Annotated in this window: 16 protein-coding genes; 6 read left to right on the top strand and 10 right to left on the bottom strand. The window is 70.6% G+C overall.

Going from position 1 to position 20,029, the window contains the following annotated elements:
• Positions 1-58 precede the first annotated feature (58 nt).
• Both D7Y15_RS27220 and D7Y15_RS27215 read right to left on the bottom strand, forming a co-directional pair.
• Positions 59-541: a peptidylprolyl isomerase gene (locus D7Y15_RS27220; RefSeq protein ID WP_120580640.1), complete on the bottom strand. Its 483-nt coding sequence runs from the start codon at positions 539-541 to the stop codon at positions 59-61.
• 74 nt (positions 542-615) lie between these two features.
• Positions 616-1,893: a dicarboxylate/amino acid:cation symporter gene (locus tag D7Y15_RS27215; protein ID WP_121754396.1), complete on the bottom strand. Its 1,278-nt coding sequence runs from the start codon at positions 1,891-1,893 to the stop codon at positions 616-618.
• A gap of 71 nt (positions 1,894-1,964) precedes the next feature.
• On the opposite strand from D7Y15_RS27215, the gene D7Y15_RS27210 reads away from it, so the two are divergent.
• A complete protein-coding gene (locus D7Y15_RS27210) occupies positions 1,965-2,603 on the top strand; it encodes a hypothetical protein (RefSeq protein ID WP_121754401.1) in 639 nt (212 codons plus the stop codon).
• Here D7Y15_RS27210 and D7Y15_RS27205 read toward each other — a convergent pair.
• The 5 genes from D7Y15_RS27205 to D7Y15_RS27185 all read right to left on the bottom strand — a co-directional run bounded on the left by D7Y15_RS27205 (position 2,582) and on the right by D7Y15_RS27185 (position 9,755).
• Entirely contained in the window at positions 2,582-3,355 is a 774-nt protein-coding gene (locus D7Y15_RS27205; RefSeq protein ID WP_120579677.1) for a DNA methyltransferase, read from the bottom strand. The genes D7Y15_RS27210 and D7Y15_RS27205 overlap by 22 nt on opposite strands.
• Before the next feature lie 632 nt (positions 3,356-3,987).
• Positions 3,988-4,896 carry a DUF2381 family protein gene (locus tag D7Y15_RS27200; protein WP_120579676.1) on the bottom strand — a complete coding sequence of 303 codons (909 nt, stop codon included), beginning with the start codon at positions 4,894-4,896 and terminating at the stop codon, positions 3,988-3,990.
• Between the two features lie 119 nt (positions 4,897-5,015).
• Entirely contained in the window at positions 5,016-6,887 is a 1,872-nt protein-coding gene (locus D7Y15_RS27195; protein ID WP_121754395.1) for a serine/threonine-protein kinase, read from the bottom strand.
• Positions 6,888-7,266: 379 nt separating this feature from the next.
• Positions 7,267-8,436 carry a TfuA-like protein gene (locus D7Y15_RS27190; protein WP_120579674.1) on the bottom strand — a complete coding sequence of 390 codons (1,170 nt, stop codon included), beginning with the start codon at positions 8,434-8,436 and terminating at the stop codon, positions 7,267-7,269.
• A gap of 164 nt (positions 8,437-8,600) precedes the next feature.
• On the bottom strand, positions 8,601-9,755 hold the full coding sequence (locus D7Y15_RS27185; RefSeq protein ID WP_121754394.1) for a YcaO-like family protein: 1,155 nt from the start codon (positions 9,753-9,755) through the stop codon (positions 8,601-8,603).
• Positions 9,756-9,875: 120 nt separating this feature from the next.
• Between D7Y15_RS27185 and D7Y15_RS27180 the strand changes: the two genes are divergently transcribed.
• The 5 genes from D7Y15_RS27180 to D7Y15_RS27160 all read left to right on the top strand — a co-directional run bounded on the left by D7Y15_RS27180 (position 9,876) and on the right by D7Y15_RS27160 (position 12,812).
• Complete coding sequence (locus D7Y15_RS27180; RefSeq protein ID WP_121754393.1) at positions 9,876-10,352, top strand: peroxiredoxin; 477 nt, start codon at positions 9,876-9,878, stop codon at positions 10,350-10,352.
• Between the two features lie 150 nt (positions 10,353-10,502).
• The gene (locus D7Y15_RS27175) at positions 10,503-11,075 is read left to right on the top strand and encodes an RNA polymerase sigma factor (protein WP_120579671.1); all 573 of its coding nucleotides are present in this window, start codon (positions 10,503-10,505) and stop codon (positions 11,073-11,075) included.
• A complete protein-coding gene (locus tag D7Y15_RS27170) occupies positions 11,075-11,614 on the top strand; it encodes a zf-HC2 domain-containing protein (RefSeq protein WP_121754392.1) in 540 nt (179 codons plus the stop codon). The genes D7Y15_RS27175 and D7Y15_RS27170 overlap by 1 nt, the downstream gene beginning before the upstream one ends.
• A 5-nt stretch (positions 11,615-11,619) precedes the next feature.
• A complete protein-coding gene (locus tag D7Y15_RS27165) occupies positions 11,620-12,108 on the top strand; it encodes a hypothetical protein (RefSeq protein ID WP_120579680.1) in 489 nt (162 codons plus the stop codon).
• Between the two features lie 128 nt (positions 12,109-12,236).
• A complete protein-coding gene (locus tag D7Y15_RS27160; protein WP_120579679.1) occupies positions 12,237-12,812 on the top strand; it encodes a DUF4136 domain-containing protein in 576 nt (191 codons plus the stop codon).
• An 8-nt stretch (positions 12,813-12,820) separates the two neighbouring features.
• Here the strand turns inward: D7Y15_RS27160 and D7Y15_RS27155 are convergent, their stop codons facing one another.
• The 3 genes from D7Y15_RS27155 to uvrA form a co-directional block, all read right to left on the bottom strand.
• Positions 12,821-13,966 carry a chemotaxis protein gene (locus D7Y15_RS27155; RefSeq protein ID WP_121754391.1) on the bottom strand — a complete coding sequence of 382 codons (1,146 nt, stop codon included), beginning with the start codon at positions 13,964-13,966 and terminating at the stop codon, positions 12,821-12,823.
• 84 nt (positions 13,967-14,050) lie between these two features.
• On the bottom strand, positions 14,051-14,611 hold the full coding sequence (locus tag D7Y15_RS27150; RefSeq protein ID WP_169820869.1) for a glutathione peroxidase: 561 nt from the start codon (positions 14,609-14,611) through the stop codon (positions 14,051-14,053).
• Positions 14,612-14,645: 34 nt separating this feature from the next.
• On the bottom strand, positions 14,646-19,949 hold the full coding sequence (gene uvrA, locus D7Y15_RS27145) for an excinuclease ABC subunit UvrA (protein ID WP_120579668.1): 5,304 nt from the start codon (positions 19,947-19,949) through the stop codon (positions 14,646-14,648).
• Positions 19,950-20,029 lie beyond the last annotated feature (80 nt).

Below are 20,029 nucleotides of genomic sequence, written 5' to 3'. Positions count from 1 at the left end.
GATAGTGCACGCCCCCCGAGGTCACGAAACGCTCCGTGCCCTCCGGTTGGAAAAGCCGCTACCCGTGCGCGCCGCCCGGCCCGTGGACATGGCCGTGCGCCAGCTCTTCCTGCGTCGCGTCACGCACTTCGCGCACGGTGACGTCGAAGTGGAGCGTCTTGCCGGCGAGCGGGTGGTTCAAGTCCACCACGACGTGGTCCGGGTTCACGGCGATGATGCGCAGGGGGACGTCGCCGTCCTCCGTCTGGGCCATCAGCGTGCCGCCCACCTGGGGCAGGTAGGTGCTGGGCAGCATGGTGCGAGCGACGTTGCGCACGCCCTCCGGCTTGTGGATGCCGTAGCCCTGCTCCGGGGTCACCACCACCTGCTTGCTGTCCCCCACTCCCAGGCCTTCCAGCGCGCCCTCCAGTCCGGGGACGATCTGCTTGTGCCCGTGCAGATAGGCGAGCGGCTGGTTCGGGGCGCTCTGGTCGATGATCTGCCCGTCTCCCATGTGGAGGCGGTAATCGAGGGCGACGACGCGACCGTTGGCGACTTTCATGCGGCTGAAGCTCCTTGGATTCGAAAGACGGCGGAGGGGACTTCGGTCAAAGGTGGAAACGGGGTGACGCCACGTCAGGCGGTGGGGGACTGCGCCGCCTCCTCGCCGACCGGGCGGTCGGAGGGCTCGCCGCGCGACACGTACACTGCGGCCGCCAGGTCTCCGGTGACGTTGAGCACGGTGCGGCACATGTCCAGGAAGCGGTCCACGCCGAGGATGAGGCCCAGGCCCTCCACGGGGATGTGGAACATGCCCAGAATCATGGCGATGACGGGGATGGAGCCCGCCGGCACGCCCGCGGTGCCAATGCCCGCCAGCACGCAGATGAACATGATGGTCGCCTGCTGCGTGAGGTCCAGCGGAACGCCATACACCTGCGCGAGGAAGAGGACGGTGACGCCCTCGAAGAGCGCGGTGCCGTTCTGGTTCATCGCGGAGCCGGCGGTCAGCACGAAGCGCGACACGTTGCGCGGCAGCTTCAGGTTCTCCTCCGCCACCTTGAGGGCGGTGGGCAGCGTGGCGCTGGAGGAGGACGTGGAGAACGCGGTGACGATGGCCAGCCGGCAGGAGCGGAAGAACTCCACCGGGTTGCGGCCGCCCAAGAAGCGCACGGACAGCGAGTACACGACGAACATGTGGATGCCCAACGCCAGCAGCACCACGCCCACGTACGACGCCAGCTGACCCAGGATGTGGAAGCCCAGGCGCGCCGTCATGGAGAACAGGAGCGCGCCCACGCCCACGGGCGCCAGCTGGAGCACCCCGTCGATGAGCTTCATCATCACGTCATAGAGGCCCTGGATGACGTCCTTGAGCCGCTGCGCGGGCTCGCCCGGGGTGAGCGCCAGGCCCAGGCCGAAGATGAGCGAGAAGACGATGAGGCCAATCATGTCCCCGTCCGCCGCGGCCTTCAGCGGGTTGGTGGGCACCATGGACATGAAGAGCGCGCCCATGGAGGTGTCCCCGGGGGGCGGCGCGGCTTTGATGGTCGTGCCCGTGCGGGCCAGGGCGCGGGCCTCGTCGCTCAGGCCGTCACCGGGCCTCAGCGTGTTGACGAGCAACAGGCCGATGAGCACGGAGATGACGGAGAAGACGACGGTGTAGCCCAGCGTGCGGGCCCCCAGGCGGCCCACCTGCTTCAGGTCCAGCTCCGCCACGCCCACGACGAGCGCGGAGAACAGGAGCGGGACGACGAGCATCAGGAGCAGGCGGATGAAGATCTGCCCCAGCGGGTTGGTGACGTGCTCGACGAGCCAGATGAGCCAGTCCGCGCTCCCGAACACGGCGTTGCAGACGAGCCCGGCCACCGCGCCGGCGGAAATGCCGAGGAGCATCTTCTGATGGGGCTTCATGAGGGGGCGAAGCCTACCGGTGAAAGGGAGTGGCGCCCACCTCGCGTTCAGGGGAAAGCTCCCGCCCCATCGTGGAATCCCTCGTCCAGCTCACCGAGCCCGCACTGCCCCCGCCCCTCTTCCAACGGCTGTCACGCCGTGTGGGGGACCTGAAGGCAGAGCGCCTGCGTCACACGTACCAGACGACGTTCTGGTACGCCTTCGGGCCTCCGGAGAACGTGGTGGAGGAGGTCATCCACACGCTGCGGCCCCGGGTGACGAAGGGCTGGAAGATCGCGGGCGTGGAGTGGTGGCTGTCCCGGATGCGGGCCACGGACGTGCGGGTGGACTTCCACCAGGACCGGGACGAGCGGCTGGCGTTGGCCACGGGGAAGCTGGTGCACCCGGTGCGCTCGTCGGTGTTGTTCCTCAACCGGGTGCGGGGCGGCGCGCTGGCGGTGACGCGGGAGTTGCCGTGTGACGACAACCCGTCGCTCGCGCCGGACCGGCTGGAGGATTTGACGCTGGTGGCGCCGCGGCCCAACCGGCTGGTGGTGTTCGACGGGACGCTGACGCACGGGGTGCTGGACGCGGACAACCAGGTCCCGGACGGCAAGCTGCCGGGACCTTCACGCGAGCGGCGCACGCTGGTGATGAACTGGTGGGGCCACCGTCCCACGGACGTGCCCCTGTGGAGCGAGACGCGCTTCTACCGGGCGCTGGCCAGCTGACGGGCGGTTTCGCGCAGGCGGTGGGTGACGCGCTCGGCCCACTCGGGCTCGACCTCCATGCAGGCGGGGCGGCGGCCCAGGCGCAGGGCCGCGGAGGGCATGGAGCCGCTGCCCGCGAACGGATCCAACACGGTGTCCCCGGGGCGGCTCCAGGTGCGGACCAGGGGCTCCAGCACGGAGAAGGGCTTGTGGTGCGGGTGGCCGCCCCACCGCGCGGCCTCGGCGTCATCGTCGTAGCCGCCGACGACGGCCCACACGGTGGGAGCGTCCCCAAGGGCGAGCGGCGGCTCGGGCGTGCGGGCGATGACGAGGGCGACCTCGTAGACGCGCAGCATCTGCTCGTTGGCGTTCTTGTCGGTGGTGCGCTTGCCCCAGACGTACTCGCCGCGCAGGTGGGTGTAGCCCAGGCCATGCGCGGCGGTGAGGATGGGCTCCTTGCCCAGCAGGTTGGTCCAGATGATGAGGGGCGCGTCGGGGGTGAGGTGCGCGGTGGCGCGCGTGAGCCAGGCCTCGGAGAAGACGCGGTAGTCGCGCACGGACTCGAAGCGGACGATGGGGTTGCGGTCGATCTTCTTGTTCGCGCGGGGGTCGCGCAGGTCCCCGCCCTTGCGGCGCCGGGTGAGCAGGCAATACGGCGGGTCCGTGTGGAGCAGCGAGGCGCGGGTGTCGCCGAGGGCGGCCCGGTAGCCCTCGGGCTCGCGCGCGTCGGCGCGGACGCAGCGCAGGGATTCGGGCGTGAGGTCGGAGGTCATCGTGTGGAGCCGCACCCTACCCGTTCCAGCGCATGGCCGCCGCGTATTCCACCTGCCCGCGGCGAGTGCCAGGGGTGTGGCGATTGCAATGCCTGCTCACATTTCAGAAGATAGACACGGCCCGCTCATCCTCCGCTCGCACAGCTCACCCAACGTGAGGACCGCCATGATGCGTGTGAAGCATTGGATGTTGGCCTGCGCCGTCAGTCTGGCAATGGCTTGCGGAGGTTCGTCAGCGGACGTCGAGGAGGAGCTGCAAGCGTCCTCGCAAGAGCTCGCGGGGTGTACCGCGCTGTGTTCCACGGGCTCGGTGAGTTGCCCATCCGCGACGTCGAATTGCTCGTCGGCTGACTACCAGGGAGTGACCTGCAATGGCGTCTTCTACGCCTGCCCGTCGACTCCGCCTCCGACCTGCGACGCGGTTCGCTGCTCCCTCATGCACAAGAGGGCCTGCTCTCCGTCCCAGGAGGGAGAGCTCACGGACTGCTGCTATTCCGCAGGGGACCCCGGAACCTGCGAGTGCACCGGCTCCGTCTGGTGGTGCTCTTAGTCGGGACCACCGTGGCTGATTGAACCCTGTCGCATCGGGTGGGCACCTCGTGTGCTCGCCCGATGCGTGGCGTCCAGAGGGCTCACGGGAACTCGATGTCACTCCACTGCGCCGTCCGCGTGCCATCCACGTCCACGACGTTCAGTCGGTATTTTCCCAGTTCCGGGTTCTTCACGTCGAACTCCAGCGCCACGATCGCCGAGGATTCAGCCGTAATGGGTCCGGATTGGACCGGCGGCAAGGAAGGCCACTCCTTGCCCTTCCGGTCCACCAGCACTGCCCGCCCGATGGTCCACGGCTTCTTGTCACTCGCCTTCAGCAACAACTTCACCGCCCACCGCGGCCCCGACGTGTACGTCGATATCTTCTCTATCAGCAATGAGCACGAACGCATGCAGATGAAGGGGTTCCCAAACTGCTGCATTTTCACGCCAGGAAACCCCGACGACATCGGCAGGAGCGCGCCAAATCCCGGCGTTTCGCGCGCGCCCTCCGCCGGGGAAACGCGCTCCCGTCGCAAGCGTTCGAGCTCCGCGCGCAGTTGCTGCACTTCCTGGCGGTATGACTCCGCGGAACGTGCACGCCGGTAGACTTCCACCTGCCGATCCACGGCGCCAGAATCCACCACCAGGGTCAATGACAGCCTTGAGGGAAACGCTGCGCTCGCATCCTTGAAGGGAATGGACAGCTTCAAGGTTCCCCCTTGCTGCAAGTCATTGGAGGGAACAAGGACAAGAACCGAATTTCCCGTGCTCACCCGCGCGAACAGCGCTCGCGACTCCAGGATCACCTGGTCCTGTTGGATGTCGGTATCGAAGAGCAGCGTCGTGCTCACCCCAGGCCCGATGTGGATGGGACGCGACCCGGCGTCCTCCGCTCCCACTTCCATCCGGAGCGTCCCCTCAACCCCATCCTTCGCCACGGGAGAAGCCGCCAGGACAAGGGACGACCAGAGCAGCAGAGGAAGCGCGACGAACAGACAGGAGGGCACGGTGGGAAGGGCTCCTCGAACCGGGGCGGCAGAGGCTTCCTTCTACCACGAGGCGTTTCTTATGCCCCCCGCGCGATGATGACCCATCTCCGTGAGTAGGCATCACTGCGTCGAAGAGGCTACTCCTCTTCAGGGACGAGGAGCCTCCTGACGGACTGGATTGGGAGCGTAGAGATCGGGAGCCACCGGACGGTGGCAGTGTCCTTCCGGTCGCCGAACTGGTTCGTCGCAAAGCCCGGTTGATAAGTTCTCGGGTCAAAAGCCTCCATGCAGATCGGGAAGGCCCTCCCGTCAGGTAGGATGACCTCCGTGAAGATGAGCCTCGTGAGCCCTGGCCAGAACACCGAGCGGCCCTTCATGATCGATCCCGCCGGGAGCCCACCGCGACTGTACGGCACCGCATGCTGGATGCCCTGAATGGGCCCCTCACGCATTTGCATCGCCACGCCCTCGCTCTCCTCGAAGTAGATATTGTCAGTCGGGGGCATGCCGATCCCCAACTTCTTCATCCCCTCCCTGGCTCCCGCCGGGCACGGTTCGCCTTCTGCCTTGCGGGTGTTGGCACTCCCTCCCGCACACGACATGCCCACGCAGGCCGCCACGGCCGCGCCAGCGATCTTCCGCATGACACCGCCGTCCGCTCGCAGGGGCTTCACTGGGTTGGTCGCAACCTCGGAAAACTCGGGCGGAGTCGGCTCCACCGCAGCGGAGACGCCCGCATCCGGGGAAGACGCCACCGCGAGCACAGCGGCATCGGGAAGACTCGGGGTTGGTGTCACGGACGAACTTCCTTTCTCAGACACAGGCGCTACGACAGGTGGAGGACGGTCCGGCGTCAGTCGCGCCAGCCCGAAGATCAAGAAGCCCAGCAGCAGTGCTCCCAGGCCGAGCACCGCGCCGGAACGACGGCGCCGCTTCGGCGCGACGGCCTCCGCGGGTGAGGACGGTTCCGAAGGCGCTGACTCCCGGGCATGCGCTGCCAGCTCCGTGGAAGTCCCAGGGAACTGCGACAGCGACACGACGCCCCGGTCCAGCCCGGACGCATCCGGATCCGCCGGGACGTCCAGCGAGACCTTCCAGTCCGCGTGGCGCTTGTCCTTCGCGGCGTCCCAGAGCGCCTGCAGCAGCGTCTCCGTCCCCGAGTAGCGATCCTCGGGGCGCTTGGAGAGCAGCCGCATCGCGATGTCCGACAGGTTGGAAGGGACCTTGGGGTTGATGTCCTTCGGTGCTCGCGGCACCACCGTTTCGATGGCGGGCAGCAACCGTTCGTAGGGCAGGCGCGGGTCGAAGGCGTAGCCGTCCGTCAGGGACTCGTAGAGCAGCGCGCCCAGCGCGTAGAGGTCACCCGGGATGCCCGCGTCGAAGTTCGCGCCGGCCTTCCAGGAGCCTTCGCGCAGGAAGGTCACGCACTCCGGCGGCAGCAGGTGCGGCGACGCGGGCGCCACGCCCACGGTCAACGTGGAGGCCCCCGGGATGCGCGCCGTGCCCAGGTCGATGATGATGGGGCGCTCGTCCAGGCGGCGGATGAGCAGGTTGTCCGACTTGAGGTCGCGGTGATGCACGCCCCTGCGGTGGAGATCCGCCACCACCCGCACGACCTCCGTGTAGACGGTCAGCAGGTGCGCGGCGGAGGGCTTCACCCGCCAGCGCCACTCGTGGAACGTCTCGCCGTCCACGAAGTCGGTGACGTGGAAGAGGTAGCCGTCCGGTGGCTCCGGCCAGCGATCCACGGCGTGCACGCGCGGCAGGTTGGGATGCGGCGCGCACGCGAGCAGCGCCGCCACCTCCCGCGAGAGCCGTCCGTTGACGTCCTCTTCATCGCTGGCGTGCTGGTTCGCCGGCCGCAACGCGAGCTTCAGTGCGTAGACGTTCCCGCCCCGCTCCACCTTGAAGACCCGGCCGAAGCCTCCCGCGCCAAGCGTCCCGACGATTCGCCAGGGGCCGACATGGTGGCCGACTTCAAGCTGGTCCGGGTGGAGCGGCGTGGTCATGGCGCTGACTCAAGCCGTGACACAACCTGGGAGGTGGGGACGACCACCCGGGGTTTCAAGACCGGCGAGGGTGCCTTCCCTGCCACATCCCACCGCGGAGGTCGGATTCCCCGCAATCCGTGAGCGTGCCCGGCCGATGACGGCGCGGACCCACTTGGCGGAACCACCCAGGGAGCGGTGTTCAATGCGGACAACCTCCGGGGTTGACCCTATCTGGCCCTGCGGGGCTGTCACGTTTTTTCGTGACGCTGCAGGGGGGTCGAACCTGAACGGGCGTCCAACCCGCCAGGCGGCCTGGAGTTCGTGAAACAGGTTTCAGCCCGTCCGGATGTGACGGCGGGCCCTGTCTGGGATTGCGCGGAGGCGCGGCTCCGGCCGGCTATTCGCCTTCGTCGGACGCGTCGTCTGCTTCCGCCAGCGCTCGGGCGGCCTGTTCCCACTGGCCTCCCAGTCGGGCCTCGGAAGCCAGGGCTTCGTCCCAGGAGGGACCATCCGGCAGGAGCCGCGACGCGTGCTTCAAGGCCAGGCGCTCCAGCGCTCGGGCTTCGCACAGGCGGCGCAGCTCCAGCGCATCCAGCCCGTTCGCGGCGAGGAAGGCCTCACGGCGCGAGGCACGAACGCTCCGCTCGTTCCACCACGCGGCCTCTTCCGCTGCGATCTCCTCCTCCGTCGCGTCGAGCCCCAGCGAACGCGCCCAGCCCGCGAGCAATGCCCGCCGCAGGCCCGCCTCCGCCCAGGCCTCCGCATCGGGCGCGCCGCGCAGCAGTTCCATCACGCGCCCGGAGTCCACGGCACGCGAGCCCACGCGCGTCACGTCCTCCATCAAGCGCCGGCGCCGCACCAACGACGAAGGATTGCGCCGGACTCCAGGTTGCATCGGAGGCGCCCGGCTCACGAACTCCGCGCCCGCGCGCACGCATTCGATGGCATCCAGCCGCTTGAGGTCTTCCACTCCGCCAGAGAACCAGGCGTCCCAGGCTTCACGCACGGGCCGCGTCCACGCGGGTTCCACGGCCTCGCGGATCCGGGTCCAGGTGCGCTCCTGGTAGAAGACGCCCGCGGCCGCGTCCACCAGGGCCTTTGCAGCCGCGCGTCCCAATACGCGCGCCTTGAGTGCCAGCTCCGCCGCGTGCCGTACGTTCACCAGGGGCACCGTGAGGGGACGCCAACCGTGTTCGGCGTCCGCGTGCAGCAGCGCCACCTCCGAGTCGTCCACCGCCACGCCGTCGCGATACCAGCCGAAGATGCGGCCCACGCCGACCACGCCGTGCTCGGACAGCTCCGAGGCGCGCAGCGCGCCCATGCTGCCTCCGCCGAAGACGGCCACGCCGGCCTCCAGCGCCGCGAGCAGCTCGTGATGCCAGACGGATGGCTGCGCCTCGAAGACTCCGTCCACCAGCACCAGCGCGCGGGGCTTGAGTGACAGCGCTCGCCACACGTCCCCCTGCCGCGCGGGAGGCAACACCGTGCACGGCGCGATCCGCCGCGCCTCGGCCGCGGGCAACGAGGGCCCCAGGAACACCACCAGGTCGTCCGGCCGCCGCTTCACGCGAGCCCCTTTACGCGCAGGCCCCGCGTCGTGCCCTGCGGCCAGGACACCTGCATTTGCGGACCCGGTACCCCTGCGCTTCACGCGAGCCCCTTCACGCGCAGGCCCGCTCGCGGCATCCGGGACACCCACGGCCCCTGCACTCTTCACACCTGACCGCCGCTTCACAGGAGCTCCGACACGCGCATGCCCGGCACCACGACCTTCCACACGTGCAGCCCGGGCACCGGTGCGTCCAGCGCCACGCCCGCCACCCTGGTGAATCCCGACTCGCCCAGCAGCGACAACACCGTGCGCACCTTCGCCGCCGCGGTCTTCGCGCGCCGGTCCATTGCGTCCGGCATCGCGTCCACTCCACGACGGGGCCGCACCTCCGACAAGGCCTGCGCGAACCCCAGCGCCGCATCGCGGTCCGTCGCCGCCACGTCCTCACGGGCTCCGTGGATGTCCGTCAGCCGCGATTGCGCGGCCTCCAGCAAGGCCTTCAACAACGCCTCATCCCGGTCCATCGCGCACGCATAGCCGGCCGTGAGCGGCACCGGGCCCTCGTCCGCGTCCACCAGCACCGCCGCGGCCACGGGCAGCCCCACCCTTCCCTTCGTCCGGGGCGCGGGCGTCACATCGAAGAGGTAGGCCCGGAACCCCTGGGCCCTCAGCGCGTCTCGCTGCGCGGCCGTTCGCGGAGCCCCGTCCTCCAATGCCTCCGGCCGCAGCATCCGCCCCACCACGCCCTCCTCCGACCAGCCCTCCGGCAGGGCCCGCGACAGCTGGTCCCGCTCCGTGGCCTCCAGCAGCGCGTGCAGCAGCGCCGGCGCCGACTCCGGATGCGCCCCGGAGCCATTCGTCGTCCACGCCACCGACACCGGCCCCAGCTCCACCGTCCCCGAGGGCGGGCAGTACACCCCCTGCGCCGGCACCCAGACCCGCTCATCCCCGGCCAGCGTCCGCGCCTCGCACCACGCCAGCCGCACCGCCGGCCCCGCGAGCCTCGGCGCCACCACCGCGCCCGCCGACCCGAGCTCCTCCACGCCCCAGACCGTGTCGCCTCCCCACTCCAGCTCCGCCCGGGAGCCCCAGCGCAACCGCTCCGGCCGCACCGTCTCCGCCGCCCACAGCTCCGCGGTCTCGAAGAGCGCGCCCCGGGCCGCGGCGTCGAAGGTCAGCCCCTTGCCATTACACACCTGGAGCACGTGCCCACCCGGACGCACCGCGCAGGCGACCTCCACGCCGGTGCGGTCCAGTCCGGTGACTCGGGCGACCCGGGTCACTCCCAGGCCACGGGCCAGGGCATCGAGGAAGGCGGGGGAGACGGAATCCATCGAGGCAGTCGACACGGGGGGCACCTTAGCGGACCCCCGGCGCGGCGCGGCGTGGGATGACGGGGAAAACGTGGTAGGGGAAGGGCAATCCCCGCCGTATCGGGCTGGAGCGCGCATCGAATGATTGCCGTCGGAGAACTCGCACCGGACTTCGCCGCGACCGACTGCCATGGGCAGACCGTTCGATTGTCGGAGCTGCGAGGCCGGCGCGTCGTGCTCTTCTTCTTCCCCCGCGCCTTCACCGTGGGCTGCACCATCGAGAACCGGGCCTTCAGGGACAACCACGAGCGGATCCGCGAGCTGGGTGCGGAGCTCGTCGGCGTCTCCGTGGACACGCTCACCACCCAGTGCGACTTCGCCGAACAGGAGGGCATCCACTTCGCCCTCCTGGGAGACGACGAGCGGCGGATCAGCCGCGCCTGGGGCGTGCTGTGGCCGGTCCTCAACATCGACCGGCGCGTCACCTTCATCGTCGGCGCGGACGGCGTCGTCGAACACGTCATCCACCATGAGGTGCGCGTCTACCGCCACCTCGACGACGTGCTGAAGTACCTCCAGGCCCACCCCACCCCGGGCAGCAACACCGCCTCCGCCTGAGGCCTTGCGCCCGCCCGCCTGCCCGGTACCGGACGTCTTGCGCACGTCCCGGGAGGCGAAAAGCGGGCTGGAAAATAACCTTCCGTCCCCTGGAGGGTTCAAGCCCCTGTGAGCGGACGGGTCCTAGGACTGGTGCGGCCCGGTGGGGCCGTGAGCGCTCTCTCGGATGAAGCCCTGTGTGGGGCCTTCCTCGCGGGGGACGCGACGGCGTTCGGCCAGCTCTTCGAACGGCACCGGGGCCTCGTCTTCTCGCTGATGCGCCGCTACACCGTGAGCGCGGAGGACGCGGCGGACCTGACGCAGCAGGCGTTCCTCCGGGCCCTGGAGGCGTCACGGCGGGTGTTCGCGCGCTTCACGCCCACCACGCCCACGCCGTTCCGTTCGTGGCTGGTGCGGGTGGCGCTCAACCTGGCCAAGAACCACGCGCGACAGGGGCTGCGGTGGCGGCCGGTGCTGGTGGAGTCGGTGACGGATGACCTGGCGGCGGACCTGAGCGAGGGCGCGGACGCGTCGCTGGAGCGCACCCAGCAGGGCCAACGGGTGCGACAGGCGGTGCTCGCCCTGCCCCGCCGTCAGCGCGAGGTGCTGACGCTGCGGGTGGACGGTGGCCTGCCGTTCAAGGACATCGCCGGGACGCTGGGCATCACGGAGAACAACGCGAAGGTGCAGTTCCACCTCGCGGTGAAACGCTTGAAGGCCGACGTGGCCGGGGAGACGCAGTGATGGGTGCGTGCGTGGAATACGAGGAGCAGGCGAGCCTCCACGCCGCGGAGGCGCTGGAGGGCGAGGAGGCCGCGCGCTTCCAGGCCCACCTGGAGTCCTGCGCGGCCTGCCAGGCGGAGGTGGCCTCCGCTCGCGAAGTCCTGGGCCTGGTGGCGCTGCCGCCCCAGACGCCCGTGGAGGTGCGCGCGCAGGAAGGTCTGGGTTCCCGGACCCTGGCGGCGTGGCGCCGGGAGCAGACGCGCCGGGGGATGGGCCGCCGGGCGCTGGGTTCGCTCGCGGCCGTGGCGGCGGTGGTGGCGCTGATGCTGGGGCCTTCCGCGCTGGAGCGGCTCAAGGCGCCCCACCCGGTGACGGCGCCGGGCACCGTGCAGTCCGCGAGCGCCCGCGACGACGTGGACGCGGAGACGCTGGCCGCGTTCGAGGCGTGGGCCGGGTTGGATCCGCTGGAGGATGACGGCTCGGGGTACGGCCTGGACGAGGACCTGTCGTGGGACGACTCCGACCTGGACGGGGACTTCGACCTGGGAGAGACACTGTGAAGACGATGAAGCGGATGACCTGGGCGCTCGTGTTCGCGCTGCCGGTGATGGCGCTGGCGCAGCCCGGGCCGAAGGAGCCGGGAGCGCGTGACGCCGACCGCATGGCCCGGGCCGAGCAGCGGCAGCGGCTGCGGCAGGTGCTGGAGCTGGCGGACACGCTGGAGCTGGACAGCGCGCAGGCCCTGAAGATGGATGAGACGCTGCGCCGCTTCGAGGACCGGCGCCGCCCGTTGCGCGAGCAGGTGCGGGACTCGGCGCGCATCCTCCATCTGGCGTCGCGAGGCGACAGCGCGGCCCTGGGTCAGGTGGACGCGGCGGCGCAGAAGGTCTTCGACGCCCGGGCGCGGATCGCCGCGCTGGACCGGGAGCTGTACCAGGCGCTCGCCAAGGACCTGACCCCGGAGAAGCGCGCGCGGCTGGCCGTGGTCATGGCCCGCTCCGAGGGCATGAAGGGGATGAAGGCCAAGGGGCCGAAGGAATCGCGCGGCGACTGAGGACGCCCCTCCCTCAAGTCCGAGGCGAACGGGCGGACACCGACGGACCTCCCCGGGGGCCATACCCAACGTCATGGCATTGACCGTGTCCCTCCCCAAGGGATGCGCTTCTCCCCATGGAGTCCGCCATGCGTCTGCTGTCCCGTGTTCTTCCCGTGCTCGTGGGCCTTGGGCTCGCGTCCTGCGCGGGCGTCGATGTCAACACCAACTACGACCCCGCCGCCGTCCAGCGCATCAACCAGTTCCACACCTATGCGTGGCTGACGCATCCCCAGCAGACGAAGGACTCGCGCATCAACAACGACATCACCAACAGCCAGGTGACCGGGGCGGTGGACCAGGACCTCCAGGCCCGCGGCTACCAGAAGGTGGACGCGAGCGCGAACCCGGACTTCCTCATCGGCTGGCAGGGTGCGATCGACAAGCGGTTGTCCGCGGATACGGTGGACAACTACTGGGGCTACCCGTGGGATCCGTTCTGGGGTTCGTACTACGGGCCCTCGCAGACGTACGTGCGCGAGTACGACGTGGGCACGCTCATCCTCGACGTGGTGGACGCGAAGGAGAAGAAGCTCGTCTGGCGCGGCACGGCCCAGTCGAACATCGGCGACAGCCCGAGCGCCCAGACCAACAGCGGCAAGATTGAGAAAGGCGTGGAGAAGATGCTGAAGGACTTCCCGCCCGAGCCGAAGGAGAAGAAGTAGGCGCTCTTTCAGCGAGCGCGCCGCCACGCCCGCGTGAGCAGCAGGCCTCCCAGGAGGCCACCCACGCCCAGCAGCACCGCCAGCAGCGTGAGCCAGAGGAACACGCGGTCCACCAGCGGGCCCAGCCGGTCGAACGCGTGGTCCACCCAGCCGCGCGCCAGTCCGTCCAACTGCTGGAACGTGGCCACGCGTTCGGCGTGCAGGGCGGCCTCCACCGCCTGCCGCTCCCGGTCCACGTCCGCGAGCACCGCCCGCCGCTCGCCGGTGATGAACTCCTGGAGGCCCAGGCGTTCGGCGTGCACCGCGTCCAGCACCGCGCGGCGCTCGCGTTCGATGAGCGCGGGCGAGTTCGCGGCCAGCGCGCCCACGCGGTCCAGCAGGTCCACCGTGCGCCCCAGCTCCGCCAGCGCGGCCTGGACGGTGGGCGCATGCAGGGCATCCGTCGCGACCAGCTCCGCCTGCCAGCGCGCCTGCCGGGGCAGGCTGGTCGCGTAGAGGTCCACGCGCGCGGTGAGGTCGCGCGTGTCCTCGACGAGGCCGGCGGCCGTGGACCGCAGGCCTCCGCCCGTCACTTCCGTGAGGGAGGCCAGCAGGGCCGTGGTGGATTCGCGCGTGACGAGCGGCCCGGTCAGCGGGTGCGCCGCGGCCCAGGCGTGCACCTTGTCGCGGGTCTGGGTCACGTCCTCGCGACCGGTGACCTCGCGCCACTCGGCCTCCACTTCGGACTCCAGCGCCACCAGCGCTTCATGGGCATGCGCCAGCAGCTCCGGCGATGCGTCCACGGCGGTCTGCGGCAGCGAGTCCTCGATCTGGGCCAGCAGTGTCCAGGTGTCGATGAGGGCAGCCACTGGATCCGGCTGGAAGAGCGCGCTCTGCACGGCGGGCACCGCGTTGGCCTTGAAGCGCAGCATGGCCGAAGCCACGTGCGGCGAACCGGAGCGCGCGGCCAGGTCGTCCGCCAGGGCCTCGATGAGTCCGGAGAAGCGCCGGGCCAGGTCCCGCACCCGCGTGCGCATCACCGCCACGGACAGGTCGGACCGCCCCACGCGCGTGGTCAGCGCCGAGCGCTGCGGCGCCAGCGACGCGCATCCACCACACAGCGCCGCGAACAGCACCACGGTCACGACGCGTACGGGGAAGAGAGCCGGAGCCATGGTCCGGCACCCAAGCTGCGCACGCCCTGCCCCGCCGCCGAGCAGTCCCCCGGGGCGGAGCCAACGTCGGACGTCAGACGCCCGTCACTTCTCCGCGAGCGCCTTGTCGATGGCGGCCTTCAGCTCCGGGCTGTCCGGCGTGACGCTGCTGGGGAACGCGGCCTTCACCTGGCCGTCCTTGCCCACCACGTACTTGTGGAAGTTCCACTTGGGCTCGCCGTGGTCCTTGGCGAGGAACGCGTAGATGGGGGACTGGCCCTCGCCCTTGGTCTTGACCTTCTCGAACATGGGGAAGGAGACCTTGAAGCGCAGCTCGCAGAACTTCGCGATCTGCTCGGAGGTGCCCGGCTCCTGGCCGCCGAAGTCGTTGGACGGGAAGCCCAGGACGACCACGCCCTTGTCCTTGTAGCTGTCGGAGAGCGCCTGGAGGCCCTTGTACTGCGGCGTGTAGCCGCACTCGGACGCCGTGTTCACGACGAGGGCGACCTTGCCCTGGAAGTCCGACAGCTTCTCGGGCTTGCCGTCGAGCCGGTTGGCGGACAGCTGGTGGAAGGACATGGCTTTCTTCTCGGTCTTGTCCGCGGCGGAGGCCACCGTGGAGAGGGAGAGCACCGTCGCGACGGTGAACAGCAGGGAAGTTCTCATGGCGGGCGCAGGATGCCGGAAGGAGCGCATGGATTCACCGTCCCCGTGAGGCGACGCGCGCCTTGGGTTCTTCAGTGGAAAAAACCGACTTGAGCACACGCCCCGTGGGCGTCTTGAGCTTCGCCACCTCGCGAGGCGTGCCTTCGCCCACGATGCGGCCTCCGCCCTCGCCGCCCTCCGGCCCCAGCTCCACCACGTGGTCCCCCGCGGCGATGACCGACGGGTGGTGCTCAATCACGACCAGCGTGTCGCCCCGGTCCACCAGCCGGCCCATGAAGGTGATCAGCTTCTCCACGTCGCCCAGGTGCAGGCCGGTGGTGGGCTCATCCAGCACGTACAGCGTGGGTTCGTGGCGGGAGGTGGCCGTCAGCTCCGCGGCCAGCTTGAGCCGCTGGGCCTCACCGCCGGACAGCGTGTTCGAGCCCTGTCCCAGTTGCAGGTAGCCCACGCCCAGGTCGGCCAGGCACTCCAGCGGCGCGGCGACCTTGGGCAGCGCGCGGAAGACGTCCTTGGCCTCGTCCGCGGACAGGCGCAGTACGTCGCCCACGGTGAGCCCGTGGTAGCGCACCTCCAGCGTGGCCGCGTCGAAGCGCGCCCCGTTGCAGGCCTCGCACGGCGTGACGACGTCCGGCAGGAAGGACATCTCGTGGGAGATGGCGCCCTGCCCTTCGCACACCTTGCAGCGGCCACCCGCCGCCGTGTTGAAGGAGAAGCGCGCGGGCCCGAAGCCGCGAATCTTCGCTTCCGGCGTGGCCGCGAACACGCGGCGCAATTCGTCCCAGATGCCCAGGAACGTCGCCGGCACCGAGCGCGGCGTGCGCCCGATGGGCGACTGGTCCACCGACAGCACCCGCTTGATGGACTCCGTGCCCTTGAGCGCGTCGAACGCGCCGGCCTTCGCCGTGACGAGCCCCAGCTTGTCGCGCAGCGCCGGGAACAGCACCTGCCGGATGAGCGTGCTCTTGCCGGAGCCCGACACGCCGGAGACGACGTTGAGCCGCCCCACCGGCAGCCTGAGGTCCACGCGCTGGAGGTTGTTCGCGCGGGCGCCCTTCAGCTCCACCCAGGCCTTCGGCTCGCCCCGGCCGGACGGAGGCCGCACCTGCGCGGCCCGGAGCGCCTGCGCGGTGGGCGAGTCCGACTCCAACACCACGTCCGGCGTGCCCTCCGCCAGGATGTGGCCACCGCCCCGTCCGCCCGTGGGGCCCAGGTCCAGCAGGTGGTCCGCGGCGCGGATGGTGTCCGAGTCATGCTCCACCACCAGCACCGTGGAGCCCGTCTCCACCAGCGCGCGCAGGTTGTCGAGCAGCCGGTGCGTGTCGCGCGGGTGCAGGCCGATGGTGGGCTCGTCCAGCACGTACATCGCGCCGGTGAGGCCCGCGCCCAGCTGCGCGGACAGCCGCAGCCGCTGCATCTCACCGCCGGACAGCGTGGCGGCGTTGCGGTCCAGGGACAGGTAGCCCAGGCCCACGCGCTCCAGGAACTCCAAGCGCCGCAGCATCTCCTGCCGCGCCGTCTCGCCCAAGAGCGCCCGGTCGCCCTTGAGCTTCCAGGTGCGCACGCGCGCGAGGGTGGCCGTCACCGACGCCTGCACCACCTCGTGGTAGCGCGCGCCCTCCAGCCGCACCGCGCGCGGCACCGGGGACAGGCGGGTGCCATCGCACGTGCGGCATGGGGCCGTCTCGCCCTCGGCCATCGCGGAGGGGCCGCCCTGCACGCCGGTGCCCTCGCACGACTCGCAGCGGCCCTGCTTCGTGTTGAAGGAGAACCAGCGCGGATCCAACTCCGGCACGGCGGTGCCGCATTTCGGGCAGGTGCGCTCGCTGGACAAAAGCGTCTCCGCCTTGCCCGTGCGCAGCTTCACCGCGCCCTTGCCCCAGTTGAGCGAGGACTCGAACAGCTCGCGCGGCAGCTTCGCGAGCTTGCCCTCGTACATCACGAGGTCGATGTCGTGCTCCTTCGTCTTCGCCAGGCGCGGCGGGTTGTCCGTGGACGCCAGCTCCCCGTCGACGATGGCCTGGGTGATGCCCCCGCGCGCCGCCGCGGTGAAGACGTCCAGGTACGTGCCCTTGCGCGAGCGCACCGCGGGCGCCAGCACCTGCCCGTCGCCCTTCGTCGCCAGCACCTGCGCGTAGAGCGCGGCCGGCGTGGTGGCGCCGATGGGCGTGTCGTCATGCGGGCAGTGCGGCTCGCCAATCTTCGCGTACATGAGCCGCAGGTAGTGGGCCACCTCCGTGACGGTGGCCACGGTGCTGGTGGACCCCGCGCGCGACGTGCGCTGCTCCAGCGCCACGGTGGGCGGGATGCTGCTGATGCGCTCCACGTCCGGACGCGGCAGCGTGGGCAGGAACTGCCGCGCGTACGGCGTCAGCGTCTCCAGGAAGCGGCGCTGGCCCTCCGCGAAGACGACGTCGAACACCAGCGAGCTCTTGCCAGAGCCGCTGGGCCCCGTCACCACCGTCATCTTCCCCAGGGGAATCCGGCAGGACACGTCCTTGAGGTTGTGCTCGCGCGCGTGCTCCACCTCGATGGCGGGCGGCGCTTCCTTCCCCGGGCGGCGCAGCTTCACCGCCTTCGCCAGCGGCTTGCCCTCGCCCCGGAGCGCGGCGGCGGTGGCGCTGCCCTGCGCCTTCGCCACATCCAACGGCGTGCCCTCCGCCACCAGCCGGCCACCGTCGCGGCCGCCCTTGGGCCCCAGGTCGATGATCCAATCCGAGCCCTTCATCACCGACACGTCGTGGTCCACCACGAGCACGCTGGCACCCCGGTCCACCAGCGCGTGCAGCGACGCCATCACGTGGCGCACGTCCTCCGCGTGGAGGCCCGCGCTCGGCTCGTCGATGAGGAACAGCGTGCCCTTCGCGTCGCTCGCCAGCGCGCGCGCCAGCTTCAGCCGCTGCGCTTCTCCGCCGGACAGCGTGGACAGGGGCTGGCCCAGGGGCAGGTAGCCCAGGCCCAGCCGCTGCGCCGGCCCCAGGGTGCGCTTTAGCGCGGAGTCGTCGCCGAAGTGCTGGAGCACCTCGTCCACCGTCATCTCCAGCACCTGCGCCACGCTGAAGCCCTGGTGCCGGACGGCGAGCACCTCCTCCTTGAAGCGCCGGCCCCGGCACACCGCGCACAACAGGGCCACGTCCGCGAGGAACTGCATCTCCACCGTCTCGTAGCCTTCACCGGAGCAGGCCTCGCAGCGGCCCTTGTCCACGTTGAAGGAGAAGTGCGCGGAGGTCAGGCCCCGCACCTCCGCGTCGGGCTCCGAGGCGAAGCGCTCGCGCAGCCGGTCCCACGCCTTGGTGTACGTGGCCGCGTTGCCGCGCGACGTGCGCCCCAGCGGGGACTGGTCCACGAAGGTGATGGCCTCCACCTGCGCCCCGCCCTCCACCGCCGCCACGTCGCCGGGGGCCTCCACGTCCTTCACGCCCAGCCCGCGCGCCAGGTGCCGGTAGAGCACCTCGTCCATCAGCGTGCTCTTGCCGGAGCCGCTGGGGCCGGTGATGGCGCACAGCACGCCCAGCGGCACGCGCACGGACACGTCCTTCAGGTTGTGTTCGCGCGCCTCGCGGATGACCAGCTCGCCCGTGCGGGTGCGCGGCGTGCGCGGCACCTCCGTGCCCCCGGACAGCATGCGGCCGGTGGGCAGGTCCTGCCGCTTCGCCAGCGCCTCCGGGGTGCCGTCGAAGCACAGCTTGCCGCCATTGCGTCCCGCGCCCGGGCCCAGCTCCAGCACCCGGTGCGCGGAGCGGATGATCAGTGGATCATGCTCGATGACCAGCGCGATGTTGCCCCGGTCCGCCAGCTCCGCGATGGCCTCCGTGAGCGGCGGCACGTCCCCCGGGTGCAGGCCCACGGTGGGCTCGTCCAGCACGAAGAGCGCGCCCGTCAGCGACGTGCCCAGCGCCGCGGTCAGCGACACGCGCTGCGCCTCGCCACCCGACAGCGTGCGCGCGGGCCGGTCCAGCGTGAGGTAGCCCAGGCCCACGCGCTGGAGATAGCGCAGGCGCGCGGACAGCTCCCGCCGAGCCAGGTCGCCCTGCCCCGTCAGCGTCTTCAGGCCATCCAGCCGGGCCAGCGCGTCCGTCAGCTCCAGCCCGTGCCAGGCCGGCAGATCAATGCCGCCCACGCGCCACGCGCGGGCCTGCTCGTTGAGGCGCGCGCCGTGACAGCTCTCGCAGAGCGAGTACGCGCGATACCGGGCCAGCAACACGCGCACGTGCATCTTGTACGTGCGGCCCTCCATCCACCGGAACCACGCGCGCACGCCCGGGTAGACACGGCCGCCGTCGTAGTCGCCCTCGCCCTGGAGCACCGCCTCGCGCTGGGCGGCGGTGAGCTTCTCCCACGGCTTGTCGAAGGGGATGCTCTTCTGCCGGCAGAAGCGCTGGAGCATCTCCCGCTCCCAGGTGGTGGACTGGCCGGACCACGGGCGGATGGCGCCCTCCGCCAGGCTCAACGCCGGGTTGGGGATCACCTTCCCCCAGTCGATGCCGATGGTGCGCCCGAAGCCGCGGCACGGCGCGCACGCGCCCACCGGGCTCTGGTAGCTGAAGAGGCCCGGCCGGGCGAGTTCGAACTCCCGCGCGCACTTGGGACACACCAGCCCCCGGCGCAGCTTCTTGGGCGCGGTCTCCGGAATGAAGAGCAGCGCCTCGCCGTCCGCGCGCGCCCACGCGTCCTCCAGCGCCTGGGTGACTCGGGACAGGTTCGCGTCCGTCAGCTTCACCCGGTCCACCACCACCTGCGCCACGCCCGCGGGGTCGGTGGCCTCGCCCGGCTTGAGCGTCTCCAGCTCCTTCACTTCCCCCTGCACCATCAGCCGGTGGTAGCCGTCCTTCAGCAGGCGGGCCCGCGCGTCGATGAACGCGGACGTGTCCGGGATGCGCACCGGGTACGTGAAGACGCCCTGCGCGTCCGGGTGCTCACGAAGCGCCGCCCGGGCGGCCACGCGCGCGTCGGTGCGCACCGCCTCCAGGCCACAGTCCGGACACACCGGCATCGCCTCGCGGGTGAAGAGCGCGGACAGGTATGGCTCCACGTCCGCCAGCGTGGCCACCGTGGAGCGCGAGCTCTTCACCGGCGCGCGCCGGTCCACCGCGACGCCCGCGGCCACCGGCTCCAGCGCGTCCATGGGCGGCCGCTCCAGCCGCTCGAGGAACTGCCGGGCGTACGGGCTGAAGCTCTCCACGAACCGGCGCTGACCCTCCGCGTAGAGCGTGTCCAGCGCGAGGCTCGATTTGCCGCCTCCGGACACGCCGGTGACGCAGACGAACTCTCCTTCGGAGAGATCGACGGACAAATCCTTGAGGTTGTGGGTGCGGGCGCCGACGAGGTGGGTCTTGTGCATGCCGGCCGGAGGTTTAACGACCGGACACTCGCGCGCCAATCACAACATGAAGGCCAACATCGCCCCGCCCGGGTGGGTTG

Origin of the sequence: Corallococcus sp. AB030 (genome assembly GCF_003668965.1) — a bacterium.
Classification (GTDB): Bacteria; Myxococcota; Myxococcia; order Myxococcales; family Myxococcaceae; genus Corallococcus; species Corallococcus exiguus.
The sequence above is the reverse complement of the archived record's forward strand: the minus strand, read 5'-3'. Positions and strand labels throughout refer to the sequence as shown.